The sequence below is a fragment of the Subdoligranulum variabile genome, assembly GCF_025152575.1.
Taxonomy (GTDB): domain Bacteria; phylum Bacillota; class Clostridia; order Oscillospirales; family Ruminococcaceae; genus Gemmiger; species Gemmiger variabilis.
Map to the genome: position 1 here is coordinate 476,177 of NZ_CP102293.1, position 24,768 is coordinate 500,944.

Consider the following 24,768-nt stretch of genomic DNA (forward strand, 5'->3'; position numbering starts at 1 on the left):
ATGAACCGTAAAGAACAGATCGAAGCCCGCCTGGCCGAAATTCGCGGCCTTGTGGATAGCCCCGACGCCGACATCGACGCTCTGACCGAGGAAACCCGCAAGCTCAAAGCTGAGCTGCAGGAAATCGAGCAAGCTGCCGAAAAGCGCAGCAAACTGCGCAGTGAAGTCAACGCTGGTCTGGGCGTTGTGACCCGCGATTTCAATCCCAGCAACGGCCAGGAAAAGCCGTTTGGCGTTGACACCGAGGAATACCGCACTGCCTGGCTGAAGCACCTGCAGGGCAAGGAATTGAGTGCCGCCGAGCAGCGTGCATTCACTGTTGCCAATGGCGCAGTCTCTCAGCTGGTTGTCAACGACATCATGACCGTTGTGCGTGATCACGCCCCGTTGATGGAGCGCATCACCATGGTGTACAGCGCGTCCAAAATCACCTACTATGTTGAGGGCACCATCAACCCCGCGCAGGCCCACACTGATAACGCGACGATCACGCCGGATTCCGACACCTTGACGCCCGTGACTCTGACCCCTTCCGAGATCACCAAGATGGTGCAGGTTTCCGAGAGCGCACGGCAGATGAGCATTCCGGCTTTCAACACCTGGCTGACCACCATGATCGGCGAGGCCATTGCCCGCTACATCAACGGCCAGATCATTACGGCAATCTCCGGCGTCGCTGCATCTGCCGGTACTACCATCAACGCCGCAGGTGTGCAGGCGCTGCTGGGTTCCGTCAAAGGTGAGGACGTCGCGGTTATCTGCAACCGCAAGACCCTGTACACTCAGCTGCTTCCCCTGCAGGATAACGGTACCAATAACATTGTTACCTTTACCGGCACCTACGGCAGCGCACGGGTTTACGGCTACGATGTGCTGGTGGATGACAACATGGCAGACGATACCGTTCTGGCTGGTGATATGGCCAAGGTCATCGGCGCCATGGGCGAAGACATCACCGTGCGCGAAGGCTACGACATCGACACCAACAGCTACAAGTACCTGGGCGTTGTCATGTTTGCTGTTGCCATCGGCATCAGCTCCGCATTTGCGAAGCTCACCAACGCGGGTTGATCGAGGTGATTTGAATGCTGGACAAGGTTAAGCTGGCGCTGCGGATCACAACCACGGCGTTTGACAGCGAAATCAATGACCTGATTGCTGCTGCGCTGGCTGACCTTGGTCTGGCTGGCGTTACGACGCTGACAGAAACCGACCCGCTGATCATCCGGGCCGTATCCACCTATTGCAGACTGCATTTTGGACAGCCGGATGACTACGACCGTCTGAAAGGTTCCTACGACGAGCAGAAGGCGCAGCTCATGACTGCAACCGGGTATACCGACTGGGGAAATACCACCAACACGGAAAATACCGGGGGTGCATTCTGATGGATAGATCCAATGTGCTTACCCTGGTAGATGTGAGCTATATCACTGATGCTCTCAATCAGCAGGTGCCGCAGGAAACGACGCGGGATGTGTTCTGCAACATTTCCAGCGTATCAGCCCAGGAGTTTTTTGACGCCGGACAGGCGGGTTTGAATCCCGAATGGCGCGTGACAATGTTTGCACCGGACTATAACGGCGAAACCATTGCCGTGCTGAACGGCACCCGGTATGGTGTATACCGCACCTACCTTGGGAAAAACGAAACAATCGAGCTTTACCTGGAAAGAAAGGCGGGCATCTGATGTCTAAAGTGAGCATTGACGGCCTGGCGGATGCGGTGGCCAAAGAGCTGGCCAACTACAACCAGGATGTGGCCGATGGCGTCAAGAAAGAGGTCCGGCAGGTAGCTCAGGAAATGGTCCAGGAGCTGAAGCAGACTTCCCCCAAGGACAGCGGCCAATACGCCGCTGGATGGCGGGAAAAAACCGAGTTTGAAAGCGCCGAAGATATCCGAGAACGGGTATACAACGCTAAGAAGCCCCAGCTGACTCACCTGTTGGAACATGGCCACGCCAAACAGAATGGCGGCCGCGTCAACGGTAAGCCGCATATTGGACCGGCCGAACAGGAAGCTGAAAAAAAGCTGACAAACGGCATTAAGGTGGTGGTGCGCGGATGACCCTTGAACAGATTGCTGCCCTACTGGAGACTACCGGACTTCCGGTGGTATTCCAGCAATGGCAGGAAGGTGCTGCGCCGCCGATGCCCTATCTTGTATACCTTTTTCCGTATACCAACAACTTTGCGGCAGATGGTACTACCTATTTTGTCGCCAACCATGTGCAGATTGAACTGTACACACAACTGAAAGATCCCGTATCAGAGGGCAAGGTCGAAGCGGCCTTGTCCTCTTTGTATTGGGAGAAAGATCAAACGTACCTGGACACTGAAAAGTGTTACCAGACCATCTATGAAATCGAGGTGTAACTATGGCAACTGGTGAAAACAAAGTCCAGTTTAACCTGAAGAATGTACACTACGCCGTGCTGACTGCCCTGTCCCCTACGCCCACCTGGGATACGCCTGTACCTGTTCCCGGCGCTGTCAGTTTGTCGCTGGAGCAGCAGGGTGAGATCACCAAGTTCTACGCGGACGGCATTGTCTACTATCAGAGCAGCTCCAACAACGGCTATGAGGGCGATTTGGAGATGGCCCGATTCCCGGAGAAGATGCATCAGGACATCTGGGGCGATACGCTGTCGGCCACCGACAATGTGCTGGTTGAAAACGCCAACACCCAGCCCAATCCTTTTGCGCTGCTTTTCCAGATCGACGGCGACGTGAATAATGCGCTGTACTGCCTGTACAACTGCACGGCCACCCGCCCCAACATCGAAGGCGAAACCACCAACGAGAGCAAAGAACCGAAAACGCAGACCTGCACGATCTCGGCCGTGCCCCTGCCGGACGGCAATGTGCGCGCTAACACCACGTCCACCACGACGGAAGGCGTCATCTCTGCATGGTTTGATTCTGTGTATATGCCTGCTGCCGCCGGTGTGGGCGGCTGATGTGTCCATAGTGGACACGTAACCAAAGAAAGGATACGCCATGGATAAAATCATCACCGTGAGCGGGAAGGAGGTGGGGTTCAGGGCCACGGCCCTGACGCCCCGCCTGTACCGCCACAAAATGGGCCGCGACATTGTGCGCGATATGAACCAGCTGCAGCGCAGTTTTGTAAAGGCCGTAGAGGTCCAGAACCTGCAGCCGCCCAAAGAAGACGCTGCCGAATGGCAGAAAAAAGAGTATGAGGAGGCAATCCGTAGCGCGCAGCTTGACGTGATGGATCTGGAGATTTTTGAAAATGTCTCCTACATCATGGCCCGGCAGTATGATCCCACGCTGCCGGACACCGCCGACAAATGGCTGGACAGCATCGACGGCACGTTTTCCATTTATGAGGTGCTTCCCCAGATTTTGGAGCTGTGGCAGCTGACACAGCAGACCACCAGCGTGCCTAAAAAAAAATAAGACCTACGGTCCGTGAGGAAACCGGCGCAACCTTTATGCTGCGCTGCGCAGAGCTGGGTCTTAGTGCCGAGGATCTGGACAGCATGACCATGGGCATGGTCTACGATATGCTGATCGAACGGGCCAACGACCACGAGAAGTACAACTACAAGGCCACACAGGCCGACATTGACGCATTTTTTGGCTAAGGAGGGTTAAAGATGGCCGACAGAATCAAGGGTATTACCGTTGTACTGGGCGGCGATACCAAGGGTTTGAGCAAGGCGCTGTCCGGCGTAAATAAGGACATCAACAGCACCCAGAAACAGCTGAAAGATGTGGAAAAGCTGCTGAAGCTGGACCCGACCAATACGGAGCTGCTTGCACAAAAACAGCGGCTTTTAGGAGATGCGGTTGCCTTAACCAAAGGTAAACTGGATTCTTTAAAAGAGGCCGAAAAGCAAGTCCAGCAGCAGTTTGAACGCGGTGAAGTCAGCCAAGCCCAGTATGATGCTTTGCAGCGAGAGATTGTCTCTACAGAAAATCAGCTTAAGTCTTTGCAAACCCAGGCCAAAACCACCAATACGGTTGTAGGAAAAATTGGTGACGCAGCAAAAGCCGTCGCTGATGGAACCAATGACCTAGCGGACAGCATTGACAACCTGAATGGCAAAGCAAAAGTGGCGTCTGCGGCTGTGGTTGGCGGTGGTACGCTTGCTGTAAAAACTGTTTCTGATGTTGATAGTGCAGTTGGCAGCTTTTTGGCGCAGACCGGCGCCGCTGAATCACAGACAGAAGACTGGAAGCAGGCGCTGGAAAACATCTACAAAGAAAACTATGGAGAAAACTTTGAAGATATTGCTAACTCCATGGCTACCGTGCAGAAAACGCTGGACGATGTTGACCCCAGTAACATTGAGCTGCTCACAGAAGATGCCATTGCGTTGCGCGACACTTTTGGCTACGAAGTAAACGAAAGCACACGGGCTGCCAAGGCGCTAATGGATAACTTTGGGGTAAGCGCCCATCAAGCATTTAACCTGATTGCCACTGGCGCTCAGAATGGCCTTGACTACTCTGGAGAACTGCTGGATACCATCAGCGAGTACAGCGTTCAGTTTGGAAAAGTAGGTTTTTCTGCCGATGATTTTTTTAACATTATGCAAAGCGGCTCTCAAAACTCTGCTTTTAATCTGGATAAAGTGGGCGATGCCATCAAAGAGCTGTCTATCCGCGTAATTGATGGGTCTGACACAACGCAGCAAGGTTTTGATCTTATTGGGTTAAATGCGGATGAAATGGCCAAAAAGTTTGCCCAAGGAGGCGATACCGCCAGGAAGGCTTTTGACCAAACTATTGCTGCGCTGGCTGCTATGGAAGACCCCGTGCAGCAAAATATTGCTGGCGTAGATCTGTTTGGAACTATGTGGGAAGATTTGGGGTCGACGGCCACTTTAGCATTGGGCGATATTTCGGATTCGGCATATGCTGCAAAAGACAACCTTGAAGAGATCAAAGAAGAAAAATACGAAAACCTAATCAATGATTTGCAGGAAGTTGGACGCACTATAAGATTAGACATCTTAACCCCTTTGGGTGAGCAACTAATGCCTATTATTGATGAGATTGTCGGAAATATTTCCGAACTTGTCGCCGCGTTTGCCGGAATGAGTGATGAACAGCAAAAAGTCGTTGTTGCAGTTGGGGCCGTTATTGCTGCACTGCCTGCTTTGCTAACTTTTGTTGGTGGCTTTTTAAACGTAATAGGCACAGTATCAAGCGGAATTGCCTTGTTTACTGGAGCTATCACTACTGCCCCGGCAGCCGCCACAGGTTTTGCTGCCGTTTTAAAAGTAATTGCAACTGTATTTGGTGGAATTGCTACTGTAATCGGAGCGGTTGTATCGGGAATCATTTCTTTTGTTGGATTGATTGGAAGCGGTATTGCCGCAGCTGCAGGGGTAATTTCTTCTGTAGTAACAACTCTTTTTACTTTTATAACGGGAACTGTTATTCCTGGTATTATTACTGCTTTGCAAGGGCTATTCGCTTTTATTGTGGCAAACCCCATTGTGATTACAATTGCAGCTATTATTGCTGCAGTGGTTGGTTTGGCGGTAATCATCAACCAAAACGCCGCAGCTATTACTGCCGCCCTCCAGGCTGTAAATGATTTTTTGCAAAATGTATTTGCTATAAACTGGACAATGATTTTTGGTCCCATTTTAGGCGAAACCATCAATGCCTTTATTGCAAACCTGCAAAATTTGTGGAATTCCATTTATACCATTTTGGGTGGCATTATCACATTTGTTACGGGCGTTTTTGCGGGAAATTGGACACAAGCGTGGAACGGTATCAAGCAAATCTTCAAGGGTGTCTTTTATTCCCTTATCGCTATTGCAAAAGCGCCGCTCAATGCCATCATCGGGATGATCAACGGCGTGATTGGTGGCATCAATGCCATGATTGACGGTTTGAACAGCATCAGTATTGATGTTCCGGATGAAATTCCGGGCGTCGGCGGTATGCATCTTGGATTTGATATTCCAAATTTGGGGACTCTCCCTTATCTAGCCAAGGGCGGCACGGTACTTTCTGGCAGCGCCATTGTCGGTGAAGCTGGGCCGGAGCTGCTGACCGTCGGCCCCGGCGGCACGGTTGTACAGCCGCTTACTACAAGCCAAAAATCCGTAGCTCCCGGGCGAGCCATCACAATCGAGCGTATGAACTTTTACGGATACACACCGCAGGACGGCCGAAGCCTGGCAAAAACGATTGACATTGAATTGGGGAAATTGATGTGAGTGTACGACAGTTTAACCTGACCAATGCCAACGGCCAGGTATTTGACCTGATGCGCAAAGATGCGTTTTTCAACGAGCCGGACGGCCTGGGTTGGGGTGTGGATACCACCGTCATGGCCGTGGGTGAAAGCTATGTTGTCACGGATACCGAGCCGCAAACACCGGCACCGTCCGGACAGATGGTTTTTGCCGGTTACGCCCAGTACAACGAGTTCTTGGCATTTGTCCAGGTTGGGGGTCTTACGCTTGGCTACAACACGCTGGGCAAGTGGATCTACCTGGATGTGTCACTATCAATCTCCAAAAGCGAAATTGACAAGGATGCACTGAAGTTGCTGTGCGATGTAGATTTTACCGCCCTTTCCGGCTGGTATGAAAAGCTGGTAACATATCAGGCCACCGGAGCAGGCGGCGGCAAGGCCTACAATTATACCTATCCCTACACTTACACCAGCAGCGCAGCGGGAACCGTAGACATTGTCAACGGCGGGCTGCAAAGCTATCCAAAAATCACGATCTTCGGGCCGGTACAAAATCCGTTCTGGGCGCTTTACCAGGGCGCCACGCGATTGCAAACGGGCCGGATGAATCTGACCGTGCCAGACGGCAACAAACTGGTCATTGACAGCGATCCCGCTACCATGGAAATTGCGGAATATACCTGCAACGACCAGTTTATTGCCAACCGTTACGGTGACAGCGATTTTACCACCGCGCGTCTGTTTATGCTGCCGCCCGGTCCGTGCAGTGTGGTCTTTACCCAGGACGGTATTGGTGTAGTCAACGCTTTTGTGGAGGTCAAAAAACGTGTATAAGCTGGAGCTTTTTACCGAGCAAATGACCTTTGCCGACGCGGTAGAAATTGATGCCCCGACCATCGACCTGGACTATCTGACTTTTAACGCATTCAGCGTGACGGCCCCCACCGTGAGCTGCCAGAAAGGATACTTCGCGCACATCACCCAGGATAGCACAACGGTAGCGGACTGTATTGTTTCAGATGTGCAGCCCGGTACCGGCACTGTCAGTATCAGTATGCGGCCGCTGCAGGCTCTTTTTGATGTGGATGTGTTTGCAAGCCAGATACCCGACGCTGCCAGTTGGCTGCTGCAGCAGATCCAGACACAGTTTGTGTCCAACGCGGACACACTGCAAAACAGGCCCGTCAGCATTGCCAACACGGTGCGGACAGTTTACCCGCTCACGGTAGCAGAGGATGAAGACACCCTCAATCTGATTGACATTATGGCCCAGGCGCTGACCACCTACGGTATTTATGTGGACGCGCACCTGGACTTTAAAGCCATGCAGATTGTCGTGCAGATCATTCCCCCGGGAGCGCAACGGACTTTTGAGGCCGATCTGGACAACGTCCTGGATAAAAGCGTAACCCTTGGCGACAGCTACGGCAGTGCCAACAAGATGATTATCCGCAAGCGAGTAACGGACCAGGAAACCGAAGAAGTAACCTACCCGTCGCAGATAGTGTTTTATCTGCACCCCGATGGGACAGTAGACACCACCGACGACAACCGGATCACGCCCGTATTTTGGACGCTGGCCACGCTGGACGACAGCGATACATGGGACCAGGATGCGCTGGATCAGGCAGTAGAAGCCTTGTCCCCGCAGCAGTATGATAACGAAATCACGCTGCAGTACAAGACAGGAGACGCTCTGGTAAACCCGGAACAGGCGCAGATTGGGACACCCTGCACGATCTATACCGGCGGCCTTGCGTATACCAGTATTCTGACGGGCCGAAGCGTTGGCTCCGGTACTGTAACGCTGACGTTTGGTGCTGTGCGGGTATCGTTGACCAAAAAACTCATTTTGCAAAGGAGACAACGATGATTACTGTATACCAGGCAACCGGCAGCACAGTCACGCCACTGGCTGACGGCAAACTGTATGAATATCTGTCCGGCAATGCGGTCGGCGTTATCATGGGCTGCCAAATCACCAGCCTGGGCGGCTTACAGATTCAGGTCTCGGCCGGGTGGATTATTATTCTGGGCCGGATGATTGAAATTCAGCAGGAAACCATCACTGTCACGCCTTCTACCAGCGGTGAAGTGGATGGACGTCTGATCTTGCACCTGGACGTTTCCATCGACGAGGCGCCCGGCGTCTGGATCACACAAGCGCAGACACCTTTGCCCGCGTTGACCCAGGAAGATATTAACGGTTCCGGCACCATCTATGAGATGCCGATGGCAACTTATCAGGTGGACCAGCTGCAGGTGACAGGCCTGCAGACGGTTTTCCCCATTGCCCTGGGGCCGATCCCGCATAGATACCTTGCAACGTATGACCTGGACGGCTGGACAGCTTCCAGCTCCGAGGACCAGGGAAACGGCTACCCATATACTCAGACGATTACGGTGACTCCGCTCAACCCCAACGCGCCGCCGGTTACGGAAAACAGCGAATTTGAACCGTACATCAGCTGTGATCCCACCGGTGTGGCTGAAACGGACAACGCGCTGCGTGATGCGCTGGCTATCATTGCCAACGGTAACAGCACGTCAGGCGCCGGCACAATTACCACCATTGTACAAGAGCAACCGACGGTTGATGTACCGGTTATCTGGACGCTCAAGACGGAGGTGCAGTGATATGGGACAATTCCCGTTGATTTCGGCTCGGGGGATAAATTTACCCAAAAATCTGATTGTCAACTTGGCGCTTACCACTTATGGCAGTTATGAGCAAAATAATTTAGGGACAGATATTTATATCTTTGGCGGATATTCAAATTTTTTGTTTGGATCTAATACCGGCAATGGGCCAGTCATAGCGCTTACACTGTACAGCAAAGACGGCGACCAGCTCGAACAATACCACAGCATTGTTACCGGTTTTTCGTGCTCAGTCAAAAACGTTTACAGATGCAACATTCGACTTTCCGGAGGGAATAATAAATTCTTCTACGGAAACGCTACATTTACCAAATAAAGGGCTTATATGAAAACATACATTGCCGGAACTACACAGGAAATCCAAAATCCGGACATTTCCAAAGGTTACACCTACCCCGGCCGCATTAAAGTGGGCACCCGGGACGTGGTGATGGAGGGCAGCGTTAAAACCTACCCACCCAACGGGCTGCGGCACCGTGAGGATGTATACGAGGATTGTCTTTTTTATGTCGAGGGCACGCCGCCTGAGACTGCACAGCAAGAAAAAACTGTTGACGAAAAAATAAGCGACGCGGTGACTGCCGCCGTCACAATTGCACAAGGAGGCATGTAATGAACAGCACCGCATACACCGCTATGCTCCAGCAAATGGAAGCCGGGGCCTACACCGAAGTGTCGGCGAAAAACACCATTTCTAACCTGTACGCTAGGCAGATGCTGACCGAAAACGAGTACAACACGCTCATGGACAAGGCGGATAATCTGGCCGCCAACACCGCAGACGGCGAAACGCTGGCCCGCGTTGTGGCGCTTGAAACCAGCGTTAAAATCCTGACAGAGGAGGTTGACGCGCTCAAAGCTGCCGTGGAGCAGGCGGGCGGAACCGTTACCGAGCCCACCACCGGGCAGACTGGCGCAGAGGATGACCCCATCGACGCTGTGGCGGGTATGTCTTATGAAAAGGACAAGTACTACCGCGACCCCACCAACAAAGAGGTGTACATCTGCACCGTTGATGTGGCCTATGCGGGCCTGCCGCACGAGGCTGTCAACGTGTATTTCAACTGGGTACGAAAGGAATAATTTCGGATGTCTCAAACTGGTATTTTTAATGGCCGCGTGTTGGTCCCCTACTCTTATGGCTGCTACGGCTATACCCGGGGCGGCGGCAAAACCTGGCACGGCGGCATTGACCTGATGGGCGCGGATGACCCGACAATTCTCATGCCGTATTACACGGCGGCAGACGGAAGTCAAAAGCCCATCCGGGGCACTGTTGTCACGGCGCGCATGGTAGACCGCATCACCGGCAATCTGACATGGGAGTGGGGTTGGTATGTGTGCGTCAAACTGGACGCCAACCAGACCCCGGACGCTGTCAATTACTTGTACTTCTGCCACTGCGAGCGGCTGCTGGTCCGAGTGGGCCAGACAGTCATCAGCGGCCAGGAACTGGCCATTATGGGCAACAGCGGCAATGCGGCACTGGCTAGCCCGCCATACAAGCATTGCCATCTGGAAGTCCGGGCCACGTCCACCGGGCGCGGGCTTGATCCTACGGCCTATGCAGGCGTGCCGAACAAGGCGGGCACCTATGGCAATACCGCAGATCTGCCCGCCCCTGCCAAAGGGCGGTTGCAGATTATCTACCTGGACAACCTTACCCAGGGCGACGCTAACGCTATTATGCTTTGTTGCAAAGAGCGCAAGCTGACCGACGCTGGGCTGTACACCAGCAAGTGGGACAATGACAGCCATGCCACGCAGAGCATCATCATTGGCCCGGTCAGTCAGGGCGACGCGGATGCCATCCTGGCAACTGCCCACTCGCGTGAGCTGGACAAGCAGGGCCTGTACCGCAGCGTGTGGGCCGAAGATTTGGAGGAATGAACTATGGACAACAACAACATTTTTCTCGTAATCAAAGCGGCCGTTGTGGCCGTCATGGGCGCTTATGGTGCCGCGTTCGGCTGGCTGGGCTGGCTGTTTCTGGCTTGGCTGCTCTGCATGGTGATCGACTGGATTACCGGCAGCGCAGCGGCGGCTTCCAAAGGGCAATGGTCCAGTGATACCGCTTATGCTGGTGTTTGGCACAAGGCTGGCATGATCGTGGTGGTCGTTGTGGCTTGCCTGGCTGACAGCGTTGTGCAGGTTATCATTGCCAAAATCCCGGGTCTTGACCTGCAGTTCAGCGCCTTTATTTTGCCCATTGTGCTGGTGTGGTACATTTTTACCGAGTTGGGTTCCATTGCCGAGAACGCCGCCAAAATGGGCGCGCCTGTTCCCTCTGGGCTTGTAAAGCTGCTGGCCGTTGGTAAAAAGCTGGCAGAAAGTAAGCTGGACGATAGCGACCAGCAGGAATAATATTAAAAAGTGGCCCTGGTTGTTTCCGTTTGGGAAATAGCCAGGGCTTTTTTTGTGTCCACAGTGGACACAAGTTTTAATTAAAATCAATTCTGGTTTTAAATACAATTCTATTGTTATCAAATTGTGCACACAAATCATATAATGATCTACACATCGTAATATTTTAGTCCCTGCTAAGGGCGTAGGGTCCGAAAGGGCCGCGAGAGTTCAAATCTCTCTTACTCCGCCAACAAAACCCGCGATGCATCGCAAGATGTTCGCGGGTTTTGATTTTTTATGAAAACAACAAGAGCCCTGTCGAAAAGACAGGGCTCTTGTTCTGTTTCATCAGCCGTAGCACTTTTTGCAGGGTGTGTAGCCGCGACTTTCCGCCTCGGCCTGCGTAAGCGCTACCGGATTTTTCATATTGCTACAGTTCGGGCTGCTGTGATACTTGCTCCCGTTGCCACTGCCTGCAATATACACCATACCGCTTTGCGGAGCCGTATAGGTTGTGTCGGCAGGGGCCTGCGCAGCAGCGGCGCCGCCGTTATCTGCAACCGCAGCGTCCTGCTGTGCCGGGGCTGCCGCAGGGGCCGGTGCAGGCGTTGACACGGGCGCTTCGGTGGGCTGCGGGGTAGCGATCGGCGTAGGCTCCGGCGTAGCGGTGGGCGAAGGCGACGGTGTAGGCGAGGGTGTAGGCGTAGGGGTGACAGTCGCGGTCGGCGTGGGCGCAGGCGTCTCGATCGCCGCCGTGGCGGTGGGTTGAACCGTAGCCTGCGGTTCGGCGTTTTCGGCGTCCGTCCCCGGCACAGCGGCCAGCATAACCAGGAAAGCAGCGGCCAGAATGGCGCTCTTGGCAAACCGCGGCGCGTCCGGCGGAAGAATTCGTTTCCACAGCGCACGGATCGGTGCAAAGGGCAATGCCAGCACAGCCACAAGCAATCCCATCAGGCCGGATACAGAGAACAGCCCGCAGGAAAACAACGTCCCCAAGCACAAGACGATCAGAATCCATCGGCAGACATTCTTGACGATTTTCATGTTGCTTTTCCTCCTTTTTCAAGCCATCAGCGTTCCGCGGGCAGCAGGATATCATGTGCTACCGGTGTGAGAAAGCGGGTTCGGAACTCCGTCAGGTCCCGGCACCGTGGCAGCAGATGCATGGTCTTGGTAACCACCGACTCCAGCGTCATATCATAGGCCTCGATCACGCCGTAGGTCTGCTTGATCTGGTGCCCCACCTGGTACACGCTCATATCGCTGCCCTCGTAAATAACCTGGGTGGTCATAATGACCACCTTGCCGGCCTCGATCCAGGCGCCCACCTCCCGGGCAAAATCCGCCGTGGCGTAATACGGCACCCCGCCGACGCCAAATCCCTCCACGATCAAGGCGTGGTAAGCGGGACGCAGCAGGCGCAGCACATCGGGCTGGATACCGGGAATCAGCTTGAGCACAAAAACCAACGGGTCCAGTTCCAGGTTGGCCACCGGTCGGCCCAGACCTTCAGGAACCGGCAGCACCGGGTAGACTTTGCGGTCCCGGATGCGGGCCACCTCCGGGTAGCCGATACTGGAGAAAGCATGGTAGCTTTTGGTCCGCAATTTTTTGGCACGGGTTCCGAGCATCGCCTGACCGTCAAAGACAATGGTCACCCCCCAGGCGCAATCCGACGAAGCATAGAGAAACGCATCCAGCAGATTGCGGCGTCCGTCGGTTTCCCGCTCTCCGATGGAGTTCTGCGCGCCCGTCAGCACAATGGGCTTGCGGGCATCGGGCAACATGTAACTCAAAGCAGCCGCCGTGTACGCCATGGTATCGGTGCCGTGGGTAATGACAAATCCGTCATAGGCATCGTACTGTTCCAGAATGGCGCGGGCGATCTTCTTCCAGTGTTCAGGATGGACGTTGGTGCTGTCGAGCTGGAAAAGCTGCCGTGTTTCCACCTGGCAGATTTCCCGGATTTCCGGCACCGTGCGCAGCAGTTCCTGGGAGGTCAGCTGGGGGACTTTACCTTCCTCCGTTTTCAGAGTGGCAATGGTACCGCCGGTGGCCAGCATCAGTATTTTTTTCATCATGGATACTTCCTTTCGTTTCTCACAGCATCTGCTGCACAGAAACGGTTGCTTTGATGTAGGCGCCAACCGCATCCGGCAAGGGATGCACACGCCAAACCCGCCCGGAAGATCCGGGCGGGCATAGGGGTATCAATACGTTGTGATCGTTGTGCCGGGGTAATAGTGCAGCAGGATATCCTGATATCCCCAGCCGTTCTGGGCATAGCCGATGGCTCCCCACTGGCTCATGCCGCAGCCGTGGCCGTAGCCGTACACATCAAAGATGAAACAGTCCACACCGGCATCATAGCTGACGGTAAAGCACTGGCTGCGCAGACTGCGGCCATCCACGCTCTGGCGGGCCAGCAGATTCTCACGGAACCAGCGGCCGCTGACGGTCTGACTGTTGCCGTCAGGGCCCACCTGGATTTTGGCAACCCAGCCATACTGGTTGGCCGAAACGATCTTGAACCAGTTGTTGGGATCCACCCCCGAGAGGTCAATGCCCAACTCGGACTGGATGCGGTCCTGCAGCGTCTGACGGGAGAAACGTGCCGTACCGCTGCTGTTGCCGTTGGTGTTCCAATTGGTAGCAACCGACTGGTCATAGGGGCTGTCCACCGCCTGCAGCCAGGGGCGATCATTGCCCCAGACATCGGCCGCCGACGCAGTACCGGTACTGGCCGAGGCAAAGTAGGGTGTAAAGCATACCTGGCCGTTGTAAGTAATCAGTACGCGGGCCACTTCCTGGGCAGCGGCCAATGCCGTTGCCCCCGGTGTGGTTCCCGCCACCGAGGGATACCCCGACTGGCTGAGAATCCAGCAATGGGTTGCCACGCACTGTGCCTTGTAGGCTTCCGCCGGAGCGTTAGGTCCCAGCTCATTCTGAGCCACCATGGCCAGGCATTGAACAAGGTCCATCGTCTGGGCCGTGCCGTTCATGGTAACATTGATGGTTTCCCCGCTCGACGAGCTGTTCCCGGAATCCGTGGAAGCGCTGTCGCCCCCTTCGCTGGAAGCGGAATCCGAGGCGGGTACTTCGGTAGGCTCCGGGGTGGGGCTGGCCGCCACCTGGTCCACTGTCACAGTCTGTTCCGGCAGACCGCCTTCGGCGCCCTGATTCAGATCAGATTCCGATGCATTTCCGGAACCGGCCACATCGGTCAGGCCTGCCAGCAATTTATCCGTGCTGGCCAGGATGGCATCCGTCTGGGACTGCATGGCTGCGATCTGGCTGTCCAGATCCGTGCCGCTGCTCTCCTCTTCCCCCTGCGTGCCGCTGTTGCGGCTGGCGCTGCTGGCCGCACTCTGCTGGGCATAGCGATCCACGCTGGCACTGAGCAGACTGCTGACTGCCGGCATCGGCTGGTCCTTGCGCTGATACTGCAACGCGGTAAGCAGCGGTTCCTCTGTGGCGGTGATGGAGGCGCCGTCCAAAGCCGCCGCCTCGTCCGCGCCAATCAGGCGTCCCGTTACGCAGAGCAGAACCCCTTCCTCACTGGTAGCGCTGGTCAGTGTCAGGAAATGGGACTCGTCCCCGATTTCCACGTTGGTCTGCCACAGGCTGCGCGCCTGAATGCCCGCCACGAAGGACAGATAATCGTAATAATTGGACAGGTCGGTGCTGCCGTAGAGGTCAAAGGCTCCCTCTCCCTCTTCGGTGGGATCCAGATAATAGACGGATACCACCTTGAAGCGATAGGTGCCATTTTGCAGATAGAGCGTAAAGCCGCTGTTCTCCTTGATGACATCCTCCTGGGCCAGCACGGCATAGGTGTCACCGGTGCATTCCAGCACCGTGTTGCCGGGCGTCGGCTGGTCCAGATTGCTGGCCGTAGCAAAACGCGTCAGCACCGTGGGGCTTGCATTTTCCTTGGTCTGCGGTTCCGTACCCGCTGCATACACCAGCGTACCGTCCAGGCCCGGCCACCCCAGATACCCCACCGCACCGGGGCGTTTTTCCAGCGCATTGGCCAGATAACTTTCCACCGTTTCATCGTACACCGTAGTGCCATAGTTTTTGGAAGCCGGCCGTGTGCCCAGATCGTTGCGGAAGAACCACCAAAGCGCCCCCGCGCCGACCAATAGCAGCAGCACAATCACCACCAGAAAGATCGTCGCTGTGCGCTTACGGCGGCGCTCGGTGCGCTCGATCATCGCCAGGCTGCGATTTTTGATGCTGGCGGCCCCCGGCGTCTCGGGTCTTGCCGGCGCTGCCGCCTCGGTTTTTCCGGGACGGCGCCTGGTCTGTGCCGCCGCCAGCTCCGCCTCGTCCTCCTCCGAGAACAGGCGGGTGGCCGCCTTGCTGAAATCCTCCGCCGTGGTCGTGCGGCCGGCGGCTGCGTCGGCTTCATCCGCCGCCTGAGCCGCTGCCAGCGCCGCGGGATCAATTTCCGCCGAGAAATCCGGAATTTCATCATCCAGCAGGGACGGTGCCGGCTCCCGACGTTCCGTCTGGTAGAGCGGCGTATCGTAGGACTCCGTTTCCTGCGTGCGGCGGCGGCGCGAGGCCGTGGCTGCCTGCGGACCGGCCGTCCGGATGTTCATAGGGTCGGTGTTGGTTTCCGCCATGGGATCCAGATCAGTCTCAAACTGGATGGTTCCCGTGGGGGCAGCGGTCGCGGTACGCTGCCGCGTTGTGTGCGGCGGCGGCATGACCGGATCCGCGGTATTGAAGTCCATCATCGGCTCAAAATCCGCCGTATGGTCGGCGTCCTGCGTAGCCGGTGTACGGCGGCGCAGGGAGAACCGTACGGTGTTGCCGCGTTCCCGTCCGGCTTCCGACACCAGCAGCAACGGATGTTCCCGCCCGGGACGGAAGGTGATGCAGGAATCTGTCAGCCGGAGTCCCTGCATCCGACGGCGCAGCAGATCGAGGATCTGGTTGCCGATGGCCGCATCGGTCAGCTCGGGCGGCAGTGCGCAGGCCGCCGCACCGTGCCGGTCACAGATGAGCACAAAGGGGCATTGCCCCACGGTGGCCGGCATATAGGCCGCCGCATAATCGGCCCCCGTGACCTGCATCGCCGATACCGCCCTGCCTGCAGCCGCCTGGACCACATCGCCGGGGAATTTCTTCAACAGCTGCTGCGGCACCTTGATCTGCCGTTCCCGCTGCGGGTCGGCGTAACTCTCGGTACCGAAATCAAACACCGCTTCGCTGTGTGCCAGCGGCTGCAGCAGATTTCCCAGCAGACGGCCGGTGGTCTCATCCACCGCCACCAGCAGCTTTCGCTTTTGCAGCAGCAGGTCCAGCGTTGCCTGGGCCAGGCTTGTCTCGCCGGTGGCAAAGACATCGTCACCGAATTTGGCACGGAGTCTTTGCACCCATTTATCACAGTATTGTTCGGCCATCCCACGGTTAGGCGCACTTACCTGGACGCAGACGGCAAATTCGCCGTCCCGCTCCAGCAAACGCAGCCCCGGACAGCCGTCGTCACGGATCTGCCGCAGCACAGCCGACACTTCGGCCGCAGTGGGGCCGAATACGCGCAGAATTTTGAGTTGTGTGTTGACCATGATGTGCCTTTCTTTCCGTACTCAGATATTGCTCTCTTCAGGCGGGGTTTGGGGCGTGACCGCCATGCCGTCCGGCACCGGGAGCCCCAGAGCCATCCGACGCAGCAGGTCCAGCGCATACAGCGCCGCCCTGGTGCGGATGATGCTGCGCTCATGATAGCCGCCCAGAGCCAGCCGCAGCAGCCAGCCGGTGTTGGCACGGGCATCGGCACCCGCCAGATAGACTGTGCCTACCGGCTTGCCGGGCAGCGCCCCGCCGGGGCCTGCCAGACCGGTGATGCCCACCGCCAGTTCGGCCCCCGAAGCCCGGGCAGCACCGAAGGCCATGGCCACCGCCACCGGCCCGGACACCACATTGTACCGCTCGATCAGGGCGGCGTCCACACCCAGCAGCCTCTGCTTGGCGGCCTCGGCGTAGGTGACGAAACCATAGCCGAAGACCTCGCTGGATCCCGGCACATTGGTCAGCCGTTCGGCGATCATACCGCCGGTGCAGCTTTCCGCTGTAGCCGCATGCAGCCCTTTTTCCCGCAGGACGCGCACCACCGTGTATTCCAGCGCCGGCACATCCACATCGTAGGCAGCATCGCCGAGGATGTCCCGGAATTTTTGCAGATACGCATTGCAGGCGCGCTCCGCCGCCTCAGCAGTGGCTTCCCGCGCCGTGACCCGGATCTCGCTCTCCCCTGTCTTGCAGTAGATGGCCGCCGTGGGGTTGGTGCTTTCAAACAGCGGGGCCACCTTGGTGGCAATGCTGCTTTCCCCGCCGAGGACCCGCAGCGTGCGGGAATGGATGGTGCAGTTCTGACGCTTCTGCAGCGCTGGGCGGACTTGCTCGGTCCACATGGCTTTCATTTCCCGGGGAACACCGGGCATCAGCACGGCGCAGTGTCCCTGGCTGTCCTCAAACCAGGCCCCTGGTGCCGTACCGTGGTCGTTGGGAATCTTATGCCCGTGGGTGGGCACCATCGCCTGCTTGCGGTTGTTGGGGGTGGGAGTGCGGTTGGTGCGGGCAAAAAATGCCAGAATCTTATCCCATTCTTCCTCATCAAAATGCAGCGTGTCCCCGAAAGCCTCAGCCACCGTCTCCTTGGTGAGGTCATCCTCGGTGGGGCCCAGACCGCCGGAAAACACCAGCAGATCGCTGCGCCGGCACGCCTGACGCACCAGTTCCCGCAGCCGCTCGGGGTTGTCACCGATGACATGCTCATGCAAAACACTGATACCCAGTTCCGCCAGTTCCCGGCTCAGAAACTGGGCATTGGTGTTGAGAATGTCTCCCAACAGCAGTTCCGTGCCCACACAAATGATTTCTGCAGTCACAGCAAATCATCCTCTCCCATACGAATGGCGATTTTTTCCACACCGTCAGCTGCCTCGGTCTCCAGAGCCCGCAGTTCGGGCATTCCTTCCTCCGCCGCCAGAATCTCGGCCAGTGTGGGGTTGGTCTTGGGATGGGGCGGCGTAAAGATTGTGCAGCAATCCTCATAAGGTTCGATGGAAGTGTCAAAGGTGCCGATCTTGCGGGAAAGGGCAATGATCTCAGTCTTGTCCATTCCGATGCAGGGGCGCAGCACCGGCAGGTCCTGCGCCTCGTCGGTGCAGACCAGCGCCGCCATCGTCTGGCTGGCCACCTGGGCCAGGCTTTCTCCGGTGATGAGTGCCTGGAGCTCCAGATTTTTGGCAACCTGGTTGGCGATGCGCAGCATGCTGCGGCGCATGAGAACCGTGAACAGCACATCAGGCGCATGATCGCGGATATATTCCTGGGGCTTGGTGTAGGGCACGACGAACAGCGTGCAGTTGCCGGTGTATTCCACCAGTTCCTTCGCCAGTTTCTGCACCTTGAGTTTGGCGCGCAGGCTGGTATAGGGCGGGCTGGCAAAATGAATATGATGCAAGGCCAGTCCGCGGCGCGCCATGCACCAGGCTGCCACGGGGCTGTCAATGCCGCCGGACAGCAGGTTCAGTGCCCGGCCGCTGGTGCCCACCGGCAAACCGCCGGCCGCTTCCACCTTGGGGCCGTGGACGTAGGCGGCATGGTCCCGGATCTCCACCATGATCTCCAGCTGGGGATGGTGCACATCCACCCGCAGATGATGGTGCTTGTCCAGCAGATAAGCCCCCAGCTCCCGGCAGATTTCCGGGCTCTTCATGGGATAGGACTTGTCGGCGCGCTTGGCTTCCACCTTGAAGGTGCGCAGCCCCCGCAGCGTCTGGCCCAGGTAGGCTTCCGCCGTCTCGCAGATGGCGGAAAATTCCTTGCCGCATTCCACGGCACGGCTCATCTTGACGATGCCGAACACCCGGGATACCCGACGGAACGCTTCGTCCATATCCAGGTCGTCCTCCAGCGGTTCGATAAAAACCGTGCTCTGGGCCTGGTATACTTTGAACTTGCCCAACGGCTCCAGCCGCCAGCGGATGATCTTGGCAAGCCGCGCTTCAAACTTGCCGCGGTTGAGACCTTTGAGGGTCATTTCGCCCTGATAGGCCAGGATGATCTCTTTCATAGGGTATTGCCTTTCATATCAGATATGCTGCAGACTCTGCAGACCGTTCTTCAGGCCGTCCAGCAGTGCGTCCACGTCTTCGTCGGTGTTGTCGGCACAGAAGCTGACCCGCAGCGCTGTGTGGATGATCCGCTCGTCACAGCCCATGGCCTCCAGCGTATGGCTGGGGTCGCCCTTGTCGCAGGCGCTGCCGCCCGACACCAGAACCCCGCGGGTATTCAGGTAGTTGATGAAGGTCTGGCTGTTGATGCAGCCGGTGGAGAAATTCAGCACTTCGGGCACCGCATCCGCCGGGGAGTTGATGGTGATGCCGGGCAGCGCGGCCAGCCCCTCCCGCAGACGGCGGTTGAGGGACTCGATCTGCTTGGCCCGGGTACGCATCCCCTGGTATCCTTTTGCCGCCGCGAGTCCCAGCCCCACAATATAGGGCGTATTCTCGGTGCCGGGACGCAGTCCCCGCTCCTGATGACCGCCGCAGTAGGGCGGGCGCAGCGTCTGGCGCTGGCTGTCCCGGATGAAGAGCGCCCCGATGCCTTTGGGCGCGTGGATCTTGTGGCCGGATACTGCCAGCGTATCCACCCCGGCCCACTTCTGCAGGTCGATGGGAAGGCGCAGCCACGCCTGCACCGCATCCACATGGAAATGGGTACGGCTGTTGCGCGCCTTGATCCCCGCCGCCAGGGCCGCAATGTCCTGTACGGCACCGGTCTCGTTGTTCACCGCCATGCAGGAGGCCAGTACGGTATTCTTGTCCACCGCGGCCAGGAACTTCCCCGTATCCAGATGTCCGTCGGCCTCAGGCAGGATTTCCACTACCTCAAAGCCCTCGTTTTTCAGCGCGCGCGCCGCAAGCTGCACGCTGGGGTGTTCGAACCCGGACACCACCACTTTGTTGCCCCACTGCCGCCGGGGCATCGCCGCACCCCAGATTGCCATATTGTTTCCCTCGGTGCCGCAGCCGGTGAAGTAGATCTCATCGCTGCGGCAGTGCAGCGTCTTGGCAATACGGGCCCGGGCGTTTTCGATGCCGTCCTGTGCAGCCACCGCCGGGTCGTAGAGGCTGCTGGGATTGGCCCACAGTTCCACCAGCGCATCGTGGATGACCTCGGTCACCGCCGGGTCGATGCGGGTGGTTGCGGCATTGTCCAGATAATGAAGCTGAGGGTCGGAAAGCATACTGATTCCTCACATTTTTGCACAAAATTATACAGGATAAATTATACACGCCCGACGTCCGAAAAACAACCGCCCCCGCAAAATTTTTTCCGCTTTTTGGCACAGAAATGCCGCGGAACGGCGCAGCACCGTCCCGCGGCAAAAATGTACGTTTATTCGCCGAAATCTTCTGCAGCCTTCTTCATCATGCTGCGAATGGGCAGATTGTAGGGGCAGCGGGTCTCACAGGCACCGCACTGCACACAGGCGCTTGCCTTGACCTGGAGGGTCGCGTACCGCGCCCGTCCCCAGTCTGCCAGACCGTAGCGGTTGAGATACCCCTGGAAGAGAAAAACGTTGGGAATGGAGATGCCCACCGTGCAGGGAGCACAGTAGTTGCACCGCCGGCAGAACTGGGTCCCCAGCGCATCCCGCACCTTCTGGCAGGCAGCCTGTTCCTCCTCGGTCAGCGGCGCGACGTTCTCCGCTCCTTTGACGTTGCCTTCCAGTTCCTCAACAGCCGCCATACCGGGGATGGCCACTGTGACGTCGGGGTTGGACAGCACGTACCGCAAGGCCAGACGCCCATCCTCAATGGCACCGCCTGCCAGCGGCTTCATATCAATGAAACCTTTGCCGGCTTCGGCACAGCGCCGGATGAGCTCTGCCCCCTGCTGCTCCACAATGTTGTACGGGAACATGATGGTTTCGATCTCCGGCACCGCCAGAGCAGCCTCAAACACCGCCGCCAGATGGGCGGTCAGGCCGATATGCCCCACCACACCTTTGGCCTTGGCTTCCAGCAGCGCCTCCATCGAACCGCCGGGCGCCAGGATCTTTTTCAGGTCCTCCATGCTAGGATTGTGGAACTGATACAGTTCAATATGGTCGGTGCGCAGGTTGGCAAGGCTGGCGGCCAGCTCCGCTTCCATGTCAGCCTTGGTCAGCGCGCGGCACTTGGTGGCCAGCACAAAGGAATCCCGAAGTCCCAGCTCTTCCAGGGACTGACCGATCCAGCTTTCGCTGACGGTGTAGGCACGGGCGGTATCGATATAATTGATGCCCGCCTCATGGGCCGCCTTGAGCAACGCCCGGGTGCCGGGCTGGTCAATGCGCTGGATGGGAATGCCGCCGAATCCCAGCCGGGAAATCTTCAGACCGGTCTGGCCCAACTGTACATATTGCATACGATTCGCCTCTTTTTGCAGTTTTTGCTCACGTTTGTATTATAGCAAATTTCCCGCGGAATTCCAGTCCCCATGCAGCTTTTGATTGACAAAACCGTACAGGTGCGATACGATTACAGCTGTAATGTATTATGATATAATAATAGTGTAGAAATCGTATAAACACCAGACTACAACGGAGGAATACTGCCATGAAATACGGGTTTATCGGCTGCGGCAATATGGGCGGCGCCGTCGCACGTGCCGTTTGCAAAGGAGCCGGTGCCGGCGATGTACTGCTTGCCAACCGCACGCCGGCCAAAGCGCAGGCACTGGCTGACGAACTGGGCTGCGCCTGCGGCACCAATGAACAGGTGGCGAGCATCTGCGATTTCATCTTTCTGGGCGTCAAGCCACAGATGATGGAAGATATGCTGGACGTGCTGGCCCCGGTACTGGAATCCCGCGCCGAGAGCCGGCCCTTTGTACTGGTGACGATGGCCGCCGGGCTGTCGATGCACCAGATCCGCCAGATGGCGGGCAGCGGTTACCCCATCATCCGGATGATGCCAAACACCCCTGTCGCCCTGGGGGCCGGCATGATCCAGTACTGCTACGATGATGTGGAACCCGAGCAGCTGCAGGAATGGCTGTGCGCCATGGCTCCTGCCGGTCAGCTGGATGAGGTTCCGGAAAATCTGATCGACGCCGCCAGCGCCGTATCCGGCTGCGGTCCGGCCTGGGTCTATCAGTTCATTGAGGCCCTGGCGGACGGCGGTGTAGCCGCCGGGCTGCCCCGTGCCAAGGCCCAGGAATATGCCGCCCAGACCGTGCTGGGCAGCGCCCGCATGGTGCTGGAAAGCGGCCAGCACCCCGGCGCCCTGAAAGACGCCGTCTGCAGCCCGGGCGGGTCCACAATCCAGGGAGTACGCCTGCTGGAGCAGCGGGCTTTCCGCGGTGCGGTGACCGACGCCGTTCTGGCAGCCTACGAAAAAACGAAGGAATTGGGGAAATAAACATATGCGAATCGTCGTCAAGGTCGGCACCAGTACCCTCGCCCATCCCAGCGGTCTGCTCAACATTCGCCATACCGAAGCTCTTGTCAAGGTGTGGAGCGATATCAAAAATGCCGGTCACGAACTGATTGTCGTTTCTTCGGCAGCCACCGGCCTGGGGGTGGGCAAGCTGCAGATCCAGAAGCCCAAGGATATCACCACCAAGCAGGCAGCCGCCGCTGTGGGCCAATGCGAACTGATGTATACCTATGACCACCTGTTCGGCCAGTACAACCATACGGTGGCGCAGATGCTGCTGACCTGGGAGGACTTCGACCACGAAAACCGGCTGCGCAATCTGCGCAGCACGCTGGAACGTCTTTTGCAGCTGGGCGCGATTCCCATCATCAATGAGAACGATCCCATCGCCATCGAGGAATACTCCCTGGGTGATAATGACACCCTGGCGGCCCTGGTGGCGCAGTGCATCCACGCCGATCTGGTGGTGCTGCTGTCCGACATCGACGGCCTGTACACCGCCGACCCGCACAGCGATCCCCACGCCCGCCTGATCCCGGTGGTGGAGGAGATCACCCCCGAGATTGAACGTCTGGCCGGCGGCGCCGGTTCCTCCCTGGGGACCGGGGGCATGCTGACCAAGGTGGTGGCCGCCAAGCGCGCCACCAGTGCCGGTGTGGATATGATCATTGCCAACGGCGCCCACGCAGAGGTGTTGTATGACATTCTGGAAGGCAAACCCGTCGGCACACGTTTTATCGGAAAGAAGGAGGGATTTCAATGACCACCCGGGAAATTTTGCAGCTAGCCCAGGGCGCCCGCATGCCTCTGACCCTGGCAGACACCCATGTGAAGAATGAGGCGCTGGAAGCCATGGCTGTAGCCCTGATTGCCGCCCAGGATGAGATTCTGGCAGCCAACCGGAAGGATCTGGATGCCGCCCGCGGCCGCATCAGCGATGTGATGCTGGACCGGCTTGCCCTCACCTCCAGCCGTCTGACCGATATGGCCAAAGGCATCCGGGAAGTAGCCGCTCTGCCCGACCCTGTGGGCACGGTGCTGCGCAAAATCGTCCGTCCCAACGGGCTGGTCATTGAAAAGACTGCGGTGCCTATGGGCGTCATCGCCATCATCTACGAAAGCCGCCCCAACGTCACCAGCGATGCTGCCGCCCTGGCCATCAAGGCCGGCAGTGTCTGTGTGCTGCGCTGCGGCCGGGATGCCTGGGGCAGCTGCCACGCCATCGTGCAGGCCTTGCGGGCCGGTCTGCGCAAGGCACATCTGCCGGAATGCGCCGTCAGCCTGATTGAAGACACCAGTCATGCCAGCGCCAACGAATTGATGACTGCCGACGGGCTGGTGGATCTGCTGATTCCCCGGGGCGGCGCCGGCCTGATCCGTGCCTGCGTGGAGAACGCCACCGTTCCCTGCATCCAGACCGGCACCGGGATCTGTCACGTCTATGTGGATGCGGCCGCCGACCTGGATATGGCCCTGCGCATCGTGGAGAATGCCAAAACCAGCCGTCCCAGTGTCTGCAATGCCGAGGAGGCACTGCTGGTCCACCGTGATGTAGCCGCCGACTTCCTGCCCAGGCTGAAGAAATGCCTGGTGGATGACCGGGCTGCCGCCGGGATGACGCCGGTGGAACTGCACCTGGATCCCGCGGCCGCCGCCATCATTGACGGAGTTCCTGCTGCGCCGGAAGATTTTGACACAGAGTATCTGGATTATAAACTCAGTGTAGCGGTGGTGGGATCCCTGGAGGATGCCATCACGCACATTGCCCGGCATTCCACCCATCACAGCGATGCCATCGTCACCGCAGACAAGGTGGCGGCCCAGCGTTTTGCCGCCTGCGTGGACAGCGCTGCGGTCTACATCAACGCCAGCACCCGCTTTACCGACGGCGGAGAGTTCGGCCTTGGCTGCGAGATGGGCATCAGCACCCAGAAGCTTCACGCACGCGGTCCCATGGGACTGGCAGAGCTTTGCACCTACAAGTATATTATCCAGGGCAACGGTCAGACCCGCGGCGGTGCCGCGTCAATGCTGCAGACCCCCTGCGGCTGATTTTCTGTAAAAACACCCATGCCCCGCTGCACCGGAAGTGGTGCTGCGGGGCATGACTTTACCCAGTTGCTGC

Annotated in this window: 27 protein-coding genes; 20 read left to right on the forward strand and 7 right to left on the reverse strand. The window is 57.5% G+C overall.

The annotated features are described in order from the left end of the window. The 17 genes from NQ490_RS02380 to NQ490_RS02460 are packed head-to-tail and all read left to right on the forward strand — an operon-like array spanning position 1 to position 11,214. Positions 1 to 1,071, forward strand: coding sequence for a phage major capsid protein (locus NQ490_RS02380; RefSeq protein WP_007047226.1), 1,071 nt, complete (start codon positions 1 to 3; stop codon positions 1,069 to 1,071). 14 nt (positions 1,072 to 1,085) lie between these two features. Beyond that, the gene (locus tag NQ490_RS02385; RefSeq protein ID WP_007047227.1) at positions 1,086 to 1,388 is read left to right on the forward strand and encodes a phage head-tail connector protein; all 303 of its coding nucleotides are present in this window, start codon (positions 1,086 to 1,088) and stop codon (positions 1,386 to 1,388) included. Further along, positions 1,388 to 1,690, forward strand: coding sequence for a hypothetical protein (locus NQ490_RS02390; protein WP_007047228.1), 303 nt, complete (start codon positions 1,388 to 1,390; stop codon positions 1,688 to 1,690). The genes NQ490_RS02385 and NQ490_RS02390 overlap by 1 nt, the downstream gene beginning before the upstream one ends. Further along, positions 1,690 to 2,067 (forward strand): HK97 gp10 family phage protein, encoded by a 378-nt coding sequence (locus NQ490_RS02395; RefSeq protein ID WP_007047229.1) that lies wholly within the window; start codon positions 1,690 to 1,692, stop codon positions 2,065 to 2,067. The genes NQ490_RS02390 and NQ490_RS02395 overlap by 1 nt, the downstream gene beginning before the upstream one ends. Further along, positions 2,064 to 2,375, forward strand: coding sequence for a hypothetical protein (locus NQ490_RS02400; RefSeq protein WP_007047230.1), 312 nt, complete (start codon positions 2,064 to 2,066; stop codon positions 2,373 to 2,375). Before NQ490_RS02395 ends, NQ490_RS02400 begins: the two co-directional genes overlap by 4 nt. 2 nt (positions 2,376 to 2,377) lie before the next feature. Beyond that, positions 2,378 to 2,959 (forward strand): major tail protein, encoded by a 582-nt coding sequence (locus NQ490_RS02405; protein ID WP_007047231.1) that lies wholly within the window; start codon positions 2,378 to 2,380, stop codon positions 2,957 to 2,959. Positions 2,960 to 2,999: 40 nt separating this feature from the next. Then, positions 3,000 to 3,422 carry a hypothetical protein gene (locus NQ490_RS02410; RefSeq protein WP_007047232.1) on the forward strand — a complete coding sequence of 141 codons (423 nt, stop codon included), beginning with the start codon at positions 3,000 to 3,002 and terminating at the stop codon, positions 3,420 to 3,422. A gap of 35 nt (positions 3,423 to 3,457) precedes the next feature. Continuing rightward, positions 3,458 to 3,610: a hypothetical protein gene (locus NQ490_RS02415; protein WP_007047233.1), complete on the forward strand. Its 153-nt coding sequence runs from the start codon at positions 3,458 to 3,460 to the stop codon at positions 3,608 to 3,610. A gap of 12 nt (positions 3,611 to 3,622) precedes the next feature. Beyond that, on the forward strand, positions 3,623 to 6,208 hold the full coding sequence (locus NQ490_RS02420) for a phage tail tape measure protein (protein ID WP_007047234.1): 2,586 nt from the start codon (positions 3,623 to 3,625) through the stop codon (positions 6,206 to 6,208). Continuing rightward, on the forward strand, positions 6,205 to 7,023 hold the full coding sequence (locus NQ490_RS02425; protein ID WP_007047235.1) for a phage distal tail protein domain-containing protein: 819 nt from the start codon (positions 6,205 to 6,207) through the stop codon (positions 7,021 to 7,023). The genes NQ490_RS02420 and NQ490_RS02425 overlap by 4 nt, the downstream gene beginning before the upstream one ends. After that, positions 7,016 to 8,062, forward strand: a complete 1,047-nt coding sequence (locus tag NQ490_RS02430; protein WP_007047236.1) for a hypothetical protein — start codon at positions 7,016 to 7,018, stop codon at positions 8,060 to 8,062. Before NQ490_RS02425 ends, NQ490_RS02430 begins: the two co-directional genes overlap by 8 nt. Then, positions 8,059 to 8,826, forward strand: coding sequence for a hypothetical protein (locus tag NQ490_RS02435; RefSeq protein WP_007047237.1), 768 nt, complete (start codon positions 8,059 to 8,061; stop codon positions 8,824 to 8,826). The genes NQ490_RS02430 and NQ490_RS02435 overlap by 4 nt, the downstream gene beginning before the upstream one ends. A 1-nt stretch (position 8,827) precedes the next feature. After that, positions 8,828 to 9,166, forward strand: a complete 339-nt coding sequence (locus tag NQ490_RS02440) for a hypothetical protein (protein WP_007047238.1) — start codon at positions 8,828 to 8,830, stop codon at positions 9,164 to 9,166. Between the two features lie 9 nt (positions 9,167 to 9,175). Next, positions 9,176 to 9,463: a hypothetical protein gene (locus NQ490_RS02445; protein ID WP_007047239.1), complete on the forward strand. Its 288-nt coding sequence runs from the start codon at positions 9,176 to 9,178 to the stop codon at positions 9,461 to 9,463. Next, positions 9,463 to 9,933, forward strand: a complete 471-nt coding sequence (locus NQ490_RS02450) for a hypothetical protein (protein ID WP_007047240.1) — start codon at positions 9,463 to 9,465, stop codon at positions 9,931 to 9,933. The genes NQ490_RS02445 and NQ490_RS02450 overlap by 1 nt, the downstream gene beginning before the upstream one ends. Before the next feature lie 6 nt (positions 9,934 to 9,939). Beyond that, positions 9,940 to 10,740, forward strand: coding sequence for a M23 family metallopeptidase (locus tag NQ490_RS02455; protein WP_007047241.1), 801 nt, complete (start codon positions 9,940 to 9,942; stop codon positions 10,738 to 10,740). A gap of 3 nt (positions 10,741 to 10,743) precedes the next feature. Then, the gene (locus tag NQ490_RS02460; protein WP_007047242.1) at positions 10,744 to 11,214 is read left to right on the forward strand and encodes a phage holin family protein; all 471 of its coding nucleotides are present in this window, start codon (positions 10,744 to 10,746) and stop codon (positions 11,212 to 11,214) included. Positions 11,215 to 11,544: 330 nt separating this feature from the next. Here the strand turns inward: NQ490_RS02460 and NQ490_RS02465 are convergent, their stop codons facing one another. The 7 genes from NQ490_RS02465 to NQ490_RS02495 form a co-directional block, all read right to left on the reverse strand. Continuing rightward, complete coding sequence (locus tag NQ490_RS02465) at positions 11,545 to 12,240, reverse strand: hypothetical protein (RefSeq protein WP_007047243.1); 696 nt, start codon at positions 12,238 to 12,240, stop codon at positions 11,545 to 11,547. A 26-nt stretch (positions 12,241 to 12,266) separates the two neighbouring features. Continuing rightward, entirely contained in the window at positions 12,267 to 13,277 is a 1,011-nt protein-coding gene (locus NQ490_RS02470) for an asparaginase (RefSeq protein ID WP_007047244.1), read from the reverse strand. Positions 13,278 to 13,406: 129 nt separating this feature from the next. Next, a complete protein-coding gene (locus NQ490_RS02475; protein ID WP_007047246.1) occupies positions 13,407 to 16,775 on the reverse strand; it encodes a SpoIID/LytB domain-containing protein in 3,369 nt (1,122 codons plus the stop codon). 21 nt (positions 16,776 to 16,796) lie between these two features. Then, positions 16,797 to 18,098, reverse strand: a complete 1,302-nt coding sequence (locus tag NQ490_RS02480; protein WP_007047247.1) for a competence/damage-inducible protein A — start codon at positions 18,096 to 18,098, stop codon at positions 16,797 to 16,799. Then, complete coding sequence (gene thiI / locus NQ490_RS02485) at positions 18,095 to 19,288, reverse strand: tRNA uracil 4-sulfurtransferase ThiI (protein ID WP_007047248.1); 1,194 nt, start codon at positions 19,286 to 19,288, stop codon at positions 18,095 to 18,097. Before thiI ends, NQ490_RS02480 begins: the two co-directional genes overlap by 4 nt. An 18-nt stretch (positions 19,289 to 19,306) precedes the next feature. Then, on the reverse strand, positions 19,307 to 20,464 hold the full coding sequence (locus tag NQ490_RS02490; protein WP_007047249.1) for a cysteine desulfurase family protein: 1,158 nt from the start codon (positions 20,462 to 20,464) through the stop codon (positions 19,307 to 19,309). A gap of 152 nt (positions 20,465 to 20,616) precedes the next feature. Beyond that, on the reverse strand, positions 20,617 to 21,630 hold the full coding sequence (locus NQ490_RS02495) for an aldo/keto reductase (RefSeq protein ID WP_007047250.1): 1,014 nt from the start codon (positions 21,628 to 21,630) through the stop codon (positions 20,617 to 20,619). 191 nt (positions 21,631 to 21,821) lie between these two features. On the opposite strand from NQ490_RS02495, the gene proC reads away from it, so the two are divergent. The 3 genes from proC to NQ490_RS02510 are packed head-to-tail and all read left to right on the forward strand — an operon-like array spanning position 21,822 to position 24,695. Then, positions 21,822 to 22,625: a pyrroline-5-carboxylate reductase gene (gene proC / locus NQ490_RS02500; protein ID WP_007047251.1), complete on the forward strand. Its 804-nt coding sequence runs from the start codon at positions 21,822 to 21,824 to the stop codon at positions 22,623 to 22,625. Positions 22,626 to 22,629: 4 nt separating this feature from the next. Beyond that, positions 22,630 to 23,406, forward strand: a complete 777-nt coding sequence (gene proB, locus NQ490_RS02505; protein WP_007047252.1) for a glutamate 5-kinase — start codon at positions 22,630 to 22,632, stop codon at positions 23,404 to 23,406. Then, entirely contained in the window at positions 23,403 to 24,695 is a 1,293-nt protein-coding gene (locus NQ490_RS02510) for a glutamate-5-semialdehyde dehydrogenase (protein WP_007047253.1), read from the forward strand. The genes proB and NQ490_RS02510 overlap by 4 nt, the downstream gene beginning before the upstream one ends. Positions 24,696 to 24,768: the final 73 nt, after the last annotated feature.